This is a genomic window from Ruegeria sp. HKCCD7221 (assembly GCF_013031225.1).
Classification (GTDB): domain Bacteria; phylum Pseudomonadota; class Alphaproteobacteria; order Rhodobacterales; family Rhodobacteraceae; genus Ruegeria.
Genome location: NZ_WPZE01000014.1, coordinates 21,974 through 36,029 on the forward strand (window position 1 = coordinate 21,974; position 14,056 = coordinate 36,029).

A 14,056-nucleotide genomic window follows, 5' to 3' on the forward strand; every position below is an offset into this window, starting at 1 on the left:
TGCACTCACGACGAAAAGCCGCTTAGTGGAGGAACAAGGGTGCCAACCAAGTTCGATGGAAGATTGCTCTCTTGGAGTACGGCGTTAATAATATGTGCAACAGCTGTACTCGTCGTACTGCTTGGCGATCAGGTCGTTGCGTTTGGTGGTATTGCGGCAGTCGCGGGTTTTTCAGCTGGTTTTTTAGGGTCTGTCTTTTCTAGTCTTGTTGCTAACGCCAGAACGTTTGTGATGGTGCTGGTGAGCATACTGGTATGCACACTCTTCCCGCTTCAGTGGATCGCCTTTCTGTGTGGTTTTGTCTTGATCAGTTGGGCTGCTTTTGAAGGGTACAAGAACGGTGGATTTGCAACAGTTCCTGCATTGAACGGATTGCTCTTGTACTTACTGATCCCCCCCGACGAGCGTACTGTTGTTCATGTTGTGATTTTTCTGGCCGCGGCAACAGTCGGTAGTTTGCTCAGCGTTCGGCTTAACTTGGCGGGATCAGCAATACGACCTCCCATGTCTTCCAAAGAAGCAATTTCTGTTTGGCTATTCTTAATTGTCGGCATGAGTTTGACGTCATTGCTCGCTCACGTAATCGGAAATCAAAAATCCTATTGGCTTTCGTTGTTGTTCGTATTCCGCGTCTTGGCTCCAATTCAAAAAGTGCCTGATGCTGCATTGCGGTTTGGGGTTGGCGTGGCGCTTGGGTCTTCGGCAGCTTTATGTTTCGAGTTCAGCGGCTTGTCTAACCAAGTCTTATTGATCCTCGGGTTTGCTTCCGCTGTCATAGGCATGCACAGAATAGGTGGTAACACGCTATGGACCGCGATGTTCTTTACTGTTGCCACTCTGTTGGTGACGGCCCCAACGATTGAGTTTGCGGTCTTTCGAATAGAAGCGGCGGCGATGATAGTCTTTGTAGTCGGAGGGCTATCATTCCTGATCAGTTGGTTTTGGGAACAGATAGAAAACCGTTCCGAAAACTAAAACCGCAAAGCAGCTGACAGAAAAACCTCGGTCGCAAGTCTTCCTGCTCACCGCGCTCGACAGCATTGGTGTCGCACTTCTGAAATTGCAAATTTGTGCCCGACTAGATGAGCACTTCTCGACAAGTTGGGAGAGGAACACTTTAGACGCGTATATTTGTTGCAAAGGGCGTCGAATTTTTCAATGTAAGGCTTTGAGTTTATGACTATGGCCCTTCAAGACCTCGATTGCATCGCAATCCAGCCGTCGGCCCGTACAATGCGAATATGACAAAAGATATTGAATCTAACGCTCAGACAGTCGCTGATGCCCTAACCTCTGCCCAGTAGATATCCAAATTGTCTTCAGAGGCAGAACAGCTAGCGCTCCAATCTGTTTGGGTGTTGCAGGCTCTTTCGCGATAGGTCGGAAGAAGTAGACGTGAAGCGTTTTTGTAATCAGTTCGGTATTGAAACGGGTATTCTAACGCGCAATTGCGGTCGCCGCCAACCTGCTGCGCAATACAGCGAAAGGAAGCACTATGACCAAAACACTGAGAGCTTGTTTGTCTTTGTGGTTGGTTTCAATCGCTCCTGCGTATGCGCAAGAACCTCCTCGTCTCGTTTTGCAGCTGACCGTTGACGCGTTGCGGGGCGATCTGCCGACACGTTACTTTGAGAATCTTGGGGAGGGTGGCCTTAAGAATTTACTTGAAAACGGTGTACACTATGTGGACGCCCATCATTGCCATGCCAATACAGAGACTGTTGTCGGGCACGCCACATTGGCGACCGGGGCAACACCGGCAGTGCATGGGATGATCGGAAACATATGGTTCGACAGAACCTTGGACCGCGTTGTCTACAACGTTGAAGACAGCACCGCTCCGCTTCTTGGAGATGGCGCTGGCGTCAATGACGATATTGAAATTGACCCAACGCAGGCGGCAGCTGGCACAGATGGGCGGTCACCACGCGCTATGCTTGTTACGACGCTTTCGGACGAATTAAACGCTTCCACTGCTGGTGCGGCCAAGGTCTTTGGAGTTTCAATCAAAGACCGTGGGGCTATTACAATGGCTGGACAAAGCGGCAAAGCCTTCTGGTTCTCGAAAGCCGCAAATCGTTTTGTCACAAGCTCGTATTATTACGACAAATACCCTGATTGGGTTTCTGTCTGGAATGACGCATCGCCGAGTGCCTCATTTGAAGGAACCTCTTGGGAATTGATGCACCCAAAGGAAGCCTATCTCTTTGGCGACCGTGACAACCAACCGTGGGAGACGGATGTCGCCGGGTTCGGCATAACCTTTCCTCATCGCTATTCTTCGACGCAAAATGGGTTTGACCCGCTGGAAAATCCCTACTTTACGACCTTTTTAACGCTTAGTCCCGCTGGCGACGATCTGACGGCGCAATTTGCCAAACGATTGATTGATGCCGAGGATATCGGGCAAGACGCGGTAACGGATTATCTGGCGATTAGCTTCTCGTCCGTGGATTACGTCAACCATGTGTTTGGCCCCTCCAGTCTTGAAGCCGAGGACACGATATACCGCCTCGATCAGACTCTCATGAATCTCTTCGCGTTTATCGACGAACGGATTGGGCTGGAAAACGTTTTGATAGTTCTATCGGCGGACCACGGCACCACCGATGCGCCGGGCTATTTGGAGAGTGTTGGCATCCAAACTGGCCTTGTTGCTCCGGACACATGGGACCCGACGGAACAGATAGCCAGGCTTAAGGAGCGGTTTGGGATCACCGGGAAATTGCTTGAGGGTTATAATCACCCCTATCTCAATATCGCCCCCGAAGTATTGGCTCGCCGTGATATTGATTTACCCACGCTGGAGTCAGCTATTGCAGAAGAGCTTCTATCCTTTCCCGATGTGGCATTCGCCGTCCCCAGTACGGCTATCGAAGCAAACCTCCTACCCGATACCGACATCATGCGCCTGATCCGCAACAACTACCACCCCACCCGATCCGGGAACATATACGTAATTTTCAAACCCGGCTGGTTCATCGCAGACTTCGATGGTCTGTCCGTCACATCCACCCACGGGTCACCGTGGCGCGGTGACACACATGTGCCGATTATCTTTGCTGGACCGAACTTAAAACCGCAACGGGTCGCACGCCGTGTTTGTACGACTGCTCTCGCATCCACACTGTCTGCATTATTGAGCACGGCACGTCCTAATGGTGCGAGCGGTGAAGTGTTACAAGAAGTCTTGGATTAGACCGCTGTAAAGCGCGAGTCCTGATATTGAAGCAAGCTAGGCAAAACCGCGACGGCATCGTCCACAACGCGATCCTCATATTCGTTGATTCTTGGCGACTACGGAAACCGCCCAACGCAGCACTCTTTAGCGTACACAAATGCGGAGCAGACCTTCACGGAACATATCGTTCCGGCTTCGGAGACTGAATACTCTCCAAATACTCAGCAATATCGATAAGTCTGGAAGGAATACGCGTAACCAAACCATTCCCCGTATCGAATTCGACAGTAGGGCCGTCGTTCAACTCGGTGATTATAGGCATGTCATCGCGAGGTTCTTGAGCTTTCAAATATCCGTCCAAGATCGACATGACCTCCAACATGGGCCACACACCCCCTCTGCGTTCGGAAATCTTTGTTAAATCAGCAGGCTCTGTTTTCAAATCAGCTGCGTCAGGTCCTTTTCCATTTGCATCGATTCCGTGACATCTGGCGCAATGCTCAACAAAGAGGTCTTTGCCAAGGTCCGAAAACTCATCGGCCGCAGATATCGTCGCAACCGAAGAAATGCCCATGCTTGCAACGATCATAAAGTACCTCATAAGCCGGAGGTCCTTTACTAAACGAGAGTTCACTACAACAAAAATGGACCGACATCTTCCCCCGGTCAACGTCGGTCCTTTAACACATAACGTTCGCTACCCGCTTCGGGCCGCAAGCAGCCAGCTATGCTCACCGCAAAGAACAGCAGCACCGAGCCCACTACTACCGCCTTGGTGATTTTGCGAGCACGGTAGATACGGTGCGCGTCTTTCTACTTCTTGTGATCGCGATTGCGCCCAGCACTAAGGCACATGCAAAAGCTTGAGGAAAAGAGATGGCTTCGCCAAAAGCAAGATATCCCACGGCAAACATTGTGGGCAATTCGACGCTTCCGACGACCGCAGTTTGGGAAGCCCCAATAACAGGTGAGCATATCGTGTAAATAAGCTGGGGCACGAAAGCGGTAACCAGACCAATACCAACAATGAAAAGCCAATCGGACTGTTCCATTGGGAGAAGCTCTCCAACCTCTGCACCAAGTATAAGCGGCGCGAGGCCCAGTACAGACCCCAGAGAAACTGACGCGATACGTGCCAACGGCGCAATCCGTGACAACCTGTGTACCAGGACGCAAATTCCGAAACCAAACCCAAATGGGGCGGCAAGGGATAGCAGCAGCGTTGGTAGGTATTCCGCAGCCACTGACGCAGGCGAGCCAGCAATGACAGCTGCAACCACAATCAGACCAGCGGCCAACACGGCGCGTCGCGTGGGTGCATCGCCAAACAGAGCCCAAGCAATAACTAAGGTGAACACCGGATAGGTCATGTAAAGCACACCCACTGTCGATGCGGGCAACTTCTCCAGCGCCGTTACATATCCGATCCAACCAAGCCCCATTACGGCTCCGGCGGAGAGACCCCAAATGATCTCTCGCCATTCTTTTCGGTGCACAATGAGAACAGGAAGCAGAAGAAGAGCCGCAACAACGTAGCGGTAGAATGCGACCGCATAGGGTGCAACGCCCTGTTCGGTTAGGCTGCGGCTGAAGTAGGGAACCAGGCCGAAACAGATTGAAGCAAAAAGAACACCAAAAACGGCAAATGCGTAAGGGATGGATGGTCGATTTCGCGCAGATTTCGTGGCCATAATCTGGAGCTATCACGCATTTGAATTTTCGTCTTTAGTGATTCTACGAACGACTGCTTTGTCCACAATGCAGACATTCACTGAATGCTGCTTAACAGCCAGCTGAGCGCGGCACTGCGAAACGTCTCCGGGCTTCACTCGATTGCTCTATGGATGTTCTTTTCACTCGTCCACAACACGAAACTCACCGGAAGGCGCATCAGTAGGTGGTTCCTCAAACTCATTGGAAATCAGACCGCGGCGGATGAGTTCTCTAATGGCGGCCGCTCTGGAAGGCAATCTGTTATCGAATCGCCAATCATCGATGGCTTTAAGCTCTTCGAGGTCGAGCATCAGTTGTAGTTTTTCCGTGCGCTTTGGTGGTCGGTTTTGATCAGACACTGGCATGACCTCAGTAGCTTACGTCAGTTACTCCAAGCATGTATGGCAATGGGCCTGTGTGTCTACATCAATCTTGGCATGTTGTGCCGGATACCCAGGATCATGAAGCGCCCCATGATGTGTCGGATACCTATATTAAGTATATGATTTTATTTGAAATTTTATGAATTGCTCTTAGGTTTTACTCCGCAAGCAACGAAACGGAGTGAAAATGATACAGCAAGTCTTAAAGTCTGAAGTTCAGGAAGAAACCAACGACACAGGCATCGACAAGAACGCCTGGATCGCCAACGCGGTGACGGAAGTACTGGCCGATACCATGGTCCTGATGGTGAAAACACAAGGCACACATTGGAACGTCGTGGGCCCGCTATTCCTGCCGATCCATGAACTAACAGAGCGTCAGTATCGCGACCTGTTCGAAGCTGCGGATGAATTGGCCGAGCGTGTGCGTGCGTTGGGTCAGGTGGCACCGATCTCGTTCACGGACATGGTTAGCCAAGCCAAGCTGACCGAAGAAGAGACGGTTAAAGATGCAGAGGGCATGATCAAACAATTGGTCGCAGACAACGAAGCGATTGCTCGGAACCTGCGTGAGACTGCCGCGACCGCAGCCCGTTATGGCGATGGAGCTACAGAGGATCTGATGAACGCCAGGATGGCGAAGCATGAGGAAGCTGTCTGGATGCTCAAGGCAATTGTTGCGGCCTAATTGGCGGCTCCCCTCGATTTGAACCAAGGTTTGCGAAGAAAGGAAAAACGATGACACGTGTTGGGTACGAGAAAAAGGCACAGCTGCAACTGGATAGTTGGAATGCCCAGATTGATGTTCTCGAAGCCAAGCTGAAGGTGGCCGAAGCGGACGCCAAACTCGAGCTCGAGGAGCAGCTCAGCAAGCTCTACAAGGCAAGATCTGACGCAGAGGCTCAACTGAATGATTTGAAGTCGACTAGCGACGAGGCCTGGGAAGATGTCAAAAAGGGCTACGAGGCTGCATGGAGCGATATGCAGAGTGCTTTGAAAAAAGCGGCCGACCGGTTCTCGTAGAGCTGTGTTTGTGAACAAAGCTCGTGTCGTAAATGGGGACCGGAATGCAAACACCTAGAGAATTAGTGAGGTACTTTCGCGGGTTCCTAACTATCCCTGCCGCCATTAGTCTTTCAGGGCTTTTGGTGGCTGGGATTGTCTTCAAGACGGAGCAAGCGCTCGCGAGTTGGGGTTGGTCCGCTTCCGATTGGCTGAGCGTTTCTAATCGTACTGCGAGCGATGTACTAAGCGCAATCTCGGCAGCATCCATGTCCGCGTTGGTCATGGTCTATTCCATTGTTTTGCTGGTCTACACCTTAGCAGCCGGATCAATTGGGCCCAGGCTCTTGCAGCGCTTTGGCGAAGACAGGGTAAATCAGATTGCAGTTGGCTCACTTGGAGCGACGTTTTTATACAGCTTGTTGGTCTTGTGGCTGATACGCGATGACACATCTGTAAATTTGGCCGTTGCGATTGGAATAGTCTATTCAATCATCTCAGTTCTTTTGCTGTTGCTCTTCGTTCATACAGTATCGACGCGCGTAACCATTGATCAGGAGGCGGCGCGGATTTCGGAAGCCTTGGATCGCCAAGTGAGCACCGCAATCGAAAACAGTGCAGATATCCCATCTTCAGTGGCAGTCCCTGAGGTGGGAGGCAAGCGCCAAGTCTTGGCTTCGGGCACTGGATATGTGAACTCCATCAATACCGAAGGTCTGGTGAGTGCGGCCAAGAAGGCAGGAGCAGTCGTCGCTTTTGATGTGCAGCCAGGTGACTTCATGGTTCCAACGGACACTTTGGCCAATGTTTATGGTGATAGTGACGAAAGTCTTAATGATCTGGTGCAAGCGGCAGCTCCGTTAATCTCCGCGCGAGATCCTAATGGCGATATCCGCTTTTCTGTCCATCTTCTCGTTGAAATCGCACTTCGGGCGTTGTCACCGGGTGTCAACGACACGTTTACCGCAATAGTCTGCATCGACCGACTGTCGGCGTCTCTGGCTCGAGCGTGGTCGTCAAAGCTTTGCACGGGTGTGTATCGGGATGATGACGGAAACGTACGGGTGGTTTACCCGTCCATCACGGCTGAGGCACTGTTTCACGACTCTATGCCAGCTCTAAGACGCGCTGCCCGGGGTAATGGTCTCGTAACGGCCGCCCTTATTCGCGCTTTGGTGCGCATCGCAGAGGCAGCTCCAGAAGAAGATTTGCTGGCTGTTGTAGTTGAACTATCTGCGGTCAGAGATGAGACCCGAGAAAGCGATATGCTTGAGCGCGATATTGATAAGTTTTGTGGCCAGGTCGAAACCGCAATTGAAGGCTTTTAGTCAACCGTCCTGGACAATTGCAGTCCAGTGCGGCTGGGGGGTGGTTTGTGAGTGGGCCATCCCCCAACTTATGGAAAAGTGCTCTTCGAAAGGTCTTAGTTACATTTCAACGAAAGGTAGTCAGTGAGTGGCGAAACCAAACGGCTACTTTGTCCGCAACTAAGTTGTTGCCGCGACTATGACGAACAATGTGCTCTCCAATTGGATGTATCCAGCACATTTCGGAGCACTGACGTAATTTGCTCTCTTTTTTTGCCCCGCTTTTCTTACGATGCGGGATGTTGGGTGTGACTTGGGGTCTTTTTTCACTGGTAGATCTTGTACTATCCTTGATGGGAATACCCGGATAGGATATTCGGACACAGAATACAAGGAAAAAAATGGCGGAAAAATCCGGCAGCCTTGAAGGCGTGGCAAAAAGAGAAAACTGGATCGAGCTTGGCGAAGCTCTTTCAGAGGCAATGAGCCAACCAGAATACTACGGGCTCGGAACTTCGAGTGAAGTTCTCCAAAGTGTAGCTAATATCAAAGGAAAACAATCGGATAGCTTAAAGAAAACTGTGAATGTAAGCGCTTGGTTAAAGCAAAATTACCCGGATATCTTTGCCGCGAGACCTCCATGGCTCGGCATGACCCTGGTGATGTTCCTGATGAAAATGAATGAATTGGACCCTTCGGAAGCCAAGAAATCGGCCGCCGAAGTCTTTGCGGGCCATTCCGGTCAGGTTGCGCTCAAGAAAAAGTATGACGAACTACGAAAAAAGAGAAAGCAGGCGTCTAATTCAGTTACCAGTGCTGCGATTTCTGCACCAGAAAGAGCTCAGCAGTTCGAAACCATCGTGACCAACTACTTCGAACGCTTTGGGGCGCAGTTGTTCAACACCAGTCATGTCACCATTCGTTCAGGCAAAGTTATAGAACCGGTCAGCCCCGATCTAGTCGTGGATTGTGCAGACGGACGCCGGTTTGCAATCGAAACAAAAGCATATCGTAGTCAAGTAAACCGCCGCGATATCATCGGTACACTGGGGCACTTGGCCCTTATCGAAAAGCTTGTGCCAGAAATTCTCATGATCGTGCCCGAAGGAAGCGCATATGACTTGCGTCGGATGAATGATTTGCGCGACAAACTCTTCTTAAAGGGTATTCGCTTTGCGACACTGCCCGAAAAGAGAGCTGAACGAGCTACAGACCTTAGGGTATCCGAATAAAGCTATTTGCTGTCAGCATCATGGGATACAGCATTTGACAAGGGTCTGGTGACTTTCAAGGACGACGGGACACCTAGGTTTTCGAGTAAATTTGTCCGCACCGGCAATGAGCTCGTTTTCTGGACATTCCAAGCAGATCTCTGGTCAAACTGCTGGGCACAAGGAGAACCTGATCTGGTATCGCGATCAGGTGTTCAATCCTTGAGCAACTGAAACCTATCCTTCGACACCCGCATAAGGCGATTTACTTGCTCTCCTCTGCACTATTATCGTGAAACAGTGCAAACTTATGGGCAAATCGTGCAAACTTATGGGGTGCGTGAAGGTTTGTGCGCGTCCCTACAAAATCTCAGAAATCTAGGTTTTCAACGCTCAACGCGTTTTGTTGGATGAATTCGCGGCGAGGCTCGACCACGTCACCCATCAGTTTGGTGAACAGGTCGTCTGCTTCGACCATGTCATCGACCCGCACCTGCAAAAGGGTACGGGCATCCGGGTCCAGCGTGGTTTCCCACAACTGATCGGGGTTCATCTCGCCCAGTCCTTTGTAGCGTTGCAGGGACAGACCCTTTTCGCCCTCTTCCAGAATGGCGCGCAGCAGGTCCAGCGGGCCGTGGATGGCTTGCATCCGATCACGGCGAACCAGAGTGGCCGGGGTGTTGTAAACCTCTTGCAGGCTTTGGGTGAAACTACCCGTCTTGCGCGCCTCGCCCGAGCGCAGCATGGGGCCGTCCAGCGTGCGCACTTCTTCGACGCCCCGCAGGATGCGGGCCAGACGGATGCCATGATCCTGTGTAATCCGGCCTTGCCAACCGCGTTCGTATTCCAGCGCGATCAGGTCCAGACGGGCGGCCACCTTGTCGGCCACACCTTGCAGGTCGGCATCCACCGCACCCGGAACAAATGCTCCGGCGACCGCGGCCTGTTCCAGGATGTGACGCGGGTAATGCGTTGGGAAGGCGTCCAGCACACGTTTCAACTGGCGCGCTTCGTCTACGACGCGGGTCAGGTCCTGCCCGATTATCTCCTCACCCGAGCCCAGTTTCAGCACCGCGCCCTCAACGCCTTGATTGATTAGGTAGTCGTCCAGAGCCGCCTGATCCTTCAGGTAAACTTCTGATTTACCACGCGAAACCTTATAAAGCGGCGGTTGCGCGATATAGAGGTATCCACCTTCGATCAGCTCCGGCATCTGCCGGTAGAAGAAGGTCAGCAACAGGGTCCGAATATGCGCGCCGTCCACATCCGCGTCGGTCATGATGACGATCTTGTGGTAGCGCAGTTTTTCGATGTTGAACTCATCGCGGCCAATGCCAGTGCCCAGCGCCATCACCAGATTGCCGATTTCCTGCGACGAGAGCATCCGGTCAAACCGCGCACGTTCGACGTTCAGAATTTTCCCACGCAGGGGCAGAACGGCTTGGGTCAGACGGTCCCGGCCCGTCTGCGCAGACCCACCGGCCGAGTCCCCCTCCACCAGGAAAACTTCGGTCTTGGACGGGTCTTTCTCGGAACAGTCTTTCAGCTTCCCGGCCAGATAGTTCACATCCATCGCCGTTTTGCGGCGGGTCAGTTCGCGCGCCTTGCGGGCCGCCTCGCGGGCCAGAGCAGCCTCGATGATCTTACCGACAATGCCCTTGGCCTCATTCGGATTCTCCTCGAACCACTCGGCCAGTTTTTCGTTCATCAAGCCTTCGACCGCCGGGCGCACTTCGGACGACACCAGCTTGTCCTTGGTCTGGGAGGAGAATTTCGGATCGGGTACCTTGACCGACAACACACAGGTCAAACCTTCGCGCGCGTCATCACCGGTGAAGCTGACCTTTTCCTTCTTCGCGATCCCGCTGGACTGCGCATAGTTGTTGATCGTCCGGGTCAGAGCGCCTCGGAAACCGGCCACATGCGTGCCGCCGTCGCGCTGCGGGATGTTGTTGGTAAAGGGCAGAACCGTCTCATGATAACTGTCATTCCACCACATCGCGATTTCGACCCCAATGTCGTCACGCTCGCCCTTGATATAAATCGGCTCGGGCATCGCGGGCGTCTTCGACCGGTCGAGGTATTTGACGAATTCCTTGACGCCACCCTCATAGAACAGCTCGGTCTCCAACCGTTCGGCGGGGCGTTCGTCGATCAGGATGATCCGCACGCCCGAGTTCAAAAAGGCCAGCTCACGCAGGCGCTTTTCTAGCGTTTCAAACGAATATTCGAGGTTCGAGAACGTACTGGTCGAGGCCAAAAACCGCACTTCGGTCCCAGTACGATCCCCACATTCGCCCACGACCTTCAGATGTTCCGCCGTTTCGCCACCTTCAAAGCGCGCCACGTGTTCCTTGCCGTTGCGCCAGATGCGCAGCTCCAGCCAATCGGACAACGCATTCACAACCGAGACACCCACACCGTGCAGGCCGCCTGACACCTTGTATGAGTTGCTGTCAAACTTCCCGCCCGCATGCAGTTGGGTCATGATGACTTCAGCGGCTGACACACCTTCTTCGGGGTGAATATCCACCGGAATCCCACGGCCGTTATCGCTGACCGAAACACTGGAATCGGCATGGATTTTCACGGTCACATGGTCGGCGTGCCCGGCCAGCGCCTCATCAATTCCGTTGTCCACAACCTCGTACACCATGTGGTGCAGACCCGACCCATCGTCAGTGTCACCGATATACATACCGGGACGTTTGCGAACAGCCTCTAAGCCCTTGAGAACCTTAATGGAATCAGCGCCATATTCCTGTGTTGCCTGTGCGTCTTCGGACATTCGGTTAGTACCTATATTATTTTGGTAACTTATACGTTTTCTGGTGGGGAATGTCACGCGATCCCACCAGATTTTGTGTCGGTCAGTGTCTTTTTCAGCAGATCACAGCCGATCTAGATCGGCCGCAATATCCGACGCCAATTCTATCGCATTCACATCGTCACGCTCGGCTGACAACCGCAGACCCAAAAGATCCGATTGGTACCGTGCGGCCAACCGATCCGGGTCATGATGTGCGCCAATTTCTCCGGCCGCCTGCGCACGTCGGAAAAGGGTGGCGAAACACTCTTTCATCTCCTCCAGATGAGCGCCTGCCTTGTCCGCCAAACCGTGCCCCTTGGCCTGCAGTTCAGCGAATGTCTTGGCCAGCATACAAGCACGCGCTGGCATTTCCTTGGCGCTTATCACGATCTGCGGCTGCGTTTTTAACGCCTGTAATGGCCCAACCTCATCCGCCATGGTCGTCAATCGCGACACGCCATCCTGCGCGTACCGCTCCAACGCCAGAGCATACAGTGCATCCTTGGATCCGAAGGCCGCATAGAAACTGCCAGGTTTCAGATTCAGTTCGCGTTCAAGATCCTTGAGGGACGTTCCAGCCCACCCCTGACGCCAAAAGATATCCCTGGCCTGCGCGATCAGCGCATCGCGGTCGTATGAAGGTTTGCGAGGCATCGGGTTCACCAATTCTTGAGCATTTACTCAAATATATACTTGAGTGATCGCTCAATAAAGCCTAAATACGACTCACAGCGCCAGAAACAGGAGTTTTGACATGGCAAACTTCCCCTCTCATGACCTTGAAACCGCACCTGAAGGGTCCAAACCGCTGCTGGAAAAGTCTCAGGCCGCGTTTGGCCGACTGCCCGGCCTGCACAAAGTGATGGCTGAAAGCCCGCAGCATCTGGAAGGCTATCAGATTCTGCACCATTTGTTCCTGCAAACCGACTTTGACAATGACGAGAAGACCGTTGTCTGGCAGACAATCAACGTGGAAAACGAATGCCACTATTGTGTGCCTGCCCATACCGGCATCGCCAAGATGATGAAGGTCTCGGACGAAATCACCGAGGCCCTGCGCAACGAAACTCCGCTCCCGTCAGCCAAGCTTGAGGCCCTGCGGACCTTCACGTTGCAAATGATGGAAACCCGTGGCAACCCGTCCGATGCACAGCTTCAGGCGTTCTTTGACGCCGGTTATTCACACCGCGCCGTTCTGGATGTGGTGCTGGGCCTGGCACAGAAAACCATGTCGAACTACGTCAACCACATGGCCCAAACACCCGTTGATGAGGTGATGCGCGGCTTCTTGTGGGAGCGTAAAGTCGGCGAGCCGGCCTAAGCCGTCACGACTGAGCCCTCATCGCTTTCGGTAACAACAAGCGTTTGGGCCCGGTCCCCCAACTCCGCAAACAGCTCAGGCCCGGTGCCTGTCATCCAGGCCTGAGCCCCCAGCGCGCAAATCTCATCATAAAGCGCAGCCCGCCGCCCGGCATCCAGATGTGCCGCAACCTCATCCAGCAATACGATCGGCGGCGCACCCACTGTCTCAGCCAGCGCACGTGCGTTCGACAGGATCAACGACACCAACAGCGCCTTCTGCTCTCCGGTTGAACAATCCCTGGCGGGAACACCCTTGGCCGCAAAAACCCCATACACGTCAGACCGATGCGGCCCCACCAATGTCCGCCCTGCAGCCAAATCGCGGAACCGGCTTTCGGCCAGTGCCTCGCGCAGATCGTCTGCCGTTTCGGGCATCGCACCTTCGGTTTGCACTAGCTCCAGATCAGCCGATGGGAAGGCGGTTTCCGCCCGCTCCTGCGCAGCGCGCAAACCATCCAACGCCGACAGTCGCGCTGCGTGGATACGGTATCCGGTCTCGGCCATCTGCCCCTCAAGCGCTGCATACCAATGGGCATCACGCACTTGCTCTTTCAGCAGGCGGTTCCTTTCGCGCATGGATTTCTCATAAGTCAGGGACGCCTCAGCGTGGGTCGGATCAAAACTCAAGGCGATGCGATCCAGAAACCGCCGCCGCCCCTCGGCCCCTTCGATCCACAACCGGTCCATTGAAGGGATTAGCCAGACCACCCGCGCCAGCTTGCCCAAATCAATCTGACTGGCCGTTTTGTCATCAATCCGAACCTGCCGTGCCGCGCCACCCTCGGACCACGTCTCGATCTCATAGCTTTGCCCCTGCGCCTGCAACACACCAGACAGCTTCCAGCCCAGCGCCTCGGGCCGCCGCGTCATCTCAGCCGCACTCGCCCGCCGCATCCCACGACCGGGCGAGAACAACGACACCGCCTCCAGAATATTAGTCTTACCGGCCCCGTTTGGCCCATGCAGCGCAACCGGCCGCCCATCCAAAGCCAGCCGCGCCAGCTTATGCGACCGAAAATGCGAGACCGTCAGTTCGGTCAGGGCCAATCCCATGACCCCACCCTTCTTCTGTTCAAAAATACTTCCGC

13 protein-coding genes are annotated in these 14,056 nt (G+C 53.5%); 7 read left to right on the forward strand and 6 right to left on the reverse strand.

Translation table 11 applies throughout. The annotated features are described in order from the left end of the window. Positions 1 to 39: 39 nt before the first annotated feature. Together GOX73_RS19995 and GOX73_RS20000 are read left to right on the forward strand one after the other, a co-directional pair. Complete coding sequence (locus GOX73_RS19995; RefSeq protein ID WP_171126701.1) at positions 40 to 975, forward strand: hypothetical protein; 936 nt, start codon at positions 40 to 42, stop codon at positions 973 to 975. 520 nt (positions 976 to 1,495) lie between these two features. Next, positions 1,496 to 3,199, forward strand: a complete 1,704-nt coding sequence (locus GOX73_RS20000; protein ID WP_171126700.1) for an alkaline phosphatase family protein — start codon at positions 1,496 to 1,498, stop codon at positions 3,197 to 3,199. A gap of 154 nt (positions 3,200 to 3,353) precedes the next feature. On the opposite strand, the gene GOX73_RS20005 is transcribed toward GOX73_RS20000, so the two are convergent. The 3 genes from GOX73_RS20005 to GOX73_RS20015 form a co-directional block, all read right to left on the reverse strand. After that, entirely contained in the window at positions 3,354 to 3,770 is a 417-nt protein-coding gene (locus GOX73_RS20005) for a c-type cytochrome (RefSeq protein WP_171126699.1), read from the reverse strand. A gap of 175 nt (positions 3,771 to 3,945) precedes the next feature. Continuing rightward, a complete protein-coding gene (locus GOX73_RS20010; protein WP_171135080.1) occupies positions 3,946 to 4,872 on the reverse strand; it encodes a DMT family transporter in 927 nt (308 codons plus the stop codon). 162 nt (positions 4,873 to 5,034) lie between these two features. After that, positions 5,035 to 5,253 carry a hypothetical protein gene (locus GOX73_RS20015; protein WP_170416151.1) on the reverse strand — a complete coding sequence of 73 codons (219 nt, stop codon included), beginning with the start codon at positions 5,251 to 5,253 and terminating at the stop codon, positions 5,035 to 5,037. Between the two features lie 211 nt (positions 5,254 to 5,464). Here GOX73_RS20015 and GOX73_RS20020 point away from each other — a divergent pair, with 211 nt between their 5' ends. The 4 genes from GOX73_RS20020 (at position 5,465) to GOX73_RS20035 (ending at position 8,818) form a co-directional block, all read left to right on the forward strand. Continuing rightward, on the forward strand, positions 5,465 to 5,965 hold the full coding sequence (locus GOX73_RS20020) for a Dps family protein (RefSeq protein WP_170416161.1): 501 nt from the start codon (positions 5,465 to 5,467) through the stop codon (positions 5,963 to 5,965). 50 nt (positions 5,966 to 6,015) lie between these two features. Next, a complete protein-coding gene (locus GOX73_RS20025; RefSeq protein WP_170416163.1) occupies positions 6,016 to 6,300 on the forward strand; it encodes a coiled coil domain-containing protein in 285 nt (94 codons plus the stop codon). A 44-nt stretch (positions 6,301 to 6,344) separates the two neighbouring features. Further along, on the forward strand, positions 6,345 to 7,607 hold the full coding sequence (locus GOX73_RS20030; protein ID WP_171126697.1) for a DUF2254 domain-containing protein: 1,263 nt from the start codon (positions 6,345 to 6,347) through the stop codon (positions 7,605 to 7,607). A 380-nt stretch (positions 7,608 to 7,987) separates the two neighbouring features. Next, on the forward strand, positions 7,988 to 8,818 hold the full coding sequence (locus tag GOX73_RS20035) for a hypothetical protein (RefSeq protein ID WP_171126696.1): 831 nt from the start codon (positions 7,988 to 7,990) through the stop codon (positions 8,816 to 8,818). Between the two features lie 349 nt (positions 8,819 to 9,167). Here the strand turns inward: GOX73_RS20035 and gyrB are convergent, their stop codons facing one another. Together gyrB and GOX73_RS20045 are read right to left on the reverse strand one after the other, a co-directional pair. Continuing rightward, positions 9,168 to 11,585 (reverse strand): DNA topoisomerase (ATP-hydrolyzing) subunit B, encoded by a 2,418-nt coding sequence (gene gyrB / locus GOX73_RS20040; protein WP_171126695.1) that lies wholly within the window; start codon positions 11,583 to 11,585, stop codon positions 9,168 to 9,170. Between the two features lie 102 nt (positions 11,586 to 11,687). Continuing rightward, complete coding sequence (locus GOX73_RS20045) at positions 11,688 to 12,260, reverse strand: TetR/AcrR family transcriptional regulator (RefSeq protein ID WP_171126694.1); 573 nt, start codon at positions 12,258 to 12,260, stop codon at positions 11,688 to 11,690. Positions 12,261 to 12,360: 100 nt separating this feature from the next. Here GOX73_RS20045 and GOX73_RS20050 point away from each other — a divergent pair, with 100 nt between their 5' ends. Next, positions 12,361 to 12,927 (forward strand): carboxymuconolactone decarboxylase family protein, encoded by a 567-nt coding sequence (locus tag GOX73_RS20050; protein ID WP_171126693.1) that lies wholly within the window; start codon positions 12,361 to 12,363, stop codon positions 12,925 to 12,927. Here the strand turns inward: GOX73_RS20050 and recF are convergent. Next, positions 12,924 to 14,021 carry a DNA replication/repair protein RecF gene (recF, locus tag GOX73_RS20055; protein ID WP_171126692.1) on the reverse strand — a complete coding sequence of 366 codons (1,098 nt, stop codon included), beginning with the start codon at positions 14,019 to 14,021 and terminating at the stop codon, positions 12,924 to 12,926. The two genes, GOX73_RS20050 and recF, sit on opposite strands and share 4 nt — an antisense overlap. Positions 14,022 to 14,056: the final 35 nt, after the last annotated feature.

Excerpts from the sequence above, each read along its gene's own strand:
- GOX73_RS20010 (WP_171135080.1), bottom strand. The coding sequence starts at position 4,872 with ATGGCCACGAAATCTGCGCGAAATCGACCATCCATCCCTTACGCATTT.
- GOX73_RS20020 (WP_170416161.1), top strand. The coding sequence starts at position 5,465 with ATGATACAGCAAGTCTTAAAGTCTGAAGTTCAGGAAGAAACCAACGAC.
- GOX73_RS20050 (WP_171126693.1), top strand. The coding sequence starts at position 12,361 with ATGGCAAACTTCCCCTCTCATGACCTTGAAACCGCACCTGAAGGGTCC.
- GOX73_RS20045 (WP_171126694.1), bottom strand. The coding sequence starts at position 12,260 with ATGCCTCGCAAACCTTCATACGACCGCGATGCGCTGATCGCGCAGGCC.
- GOX73_RS20035 (WP_171126696.1), top strand. The coding sequence starts at position 7,988 with ATGGCGGAAAAATCCGGCAGCCTTGAAGGCGTGGCAAAAAGAGAAAAC.
- GOX73_RS20005 (WP_171126699.1), bottom strand. The coding sequence starts at position 3,770 with ATGATCGTTGCAAGCATGGGCATTTCTTCGGTTGCGACGATATCTGCG.
- gyrB (WP_171126695.1), bottom strand. The coding sequence starts at position 11,585 with ATGTCCGAAGACGCACAGGCAACACAGGAATATGGCGCTGATTCCATT.
- recF (WP_171126692.1), bottom strand. The coding sequence starts at position 14,021 with ATGGGATTGGCCCTGACCGAACTGACGGTCTCGCATTTTCGGTCGCAT.
- GOX73_RS20030 (WP_171126697.1), top strand. The coding sequence starts at position 6,345 with ATGCAAACACCTAGAGAATTAGTGAGGTACTTTCGCGGGTTCCTAACT.
- GOX73_RS20025 (WP_170416163.1), top strand. The coding sequence starts at position 6,016 with ATGACACGTGTTGGGTACGAGAAAAAGGCACAGCTGCAACTGGATAGT.
- GOX73_RS20000 (WP_171126700.1), top strand. The coding sequence starts at position 1,496 with ATGACCAAAACACTGAGAGCTTGTTTGTCTTTGTGGTTGGTTTCAATC.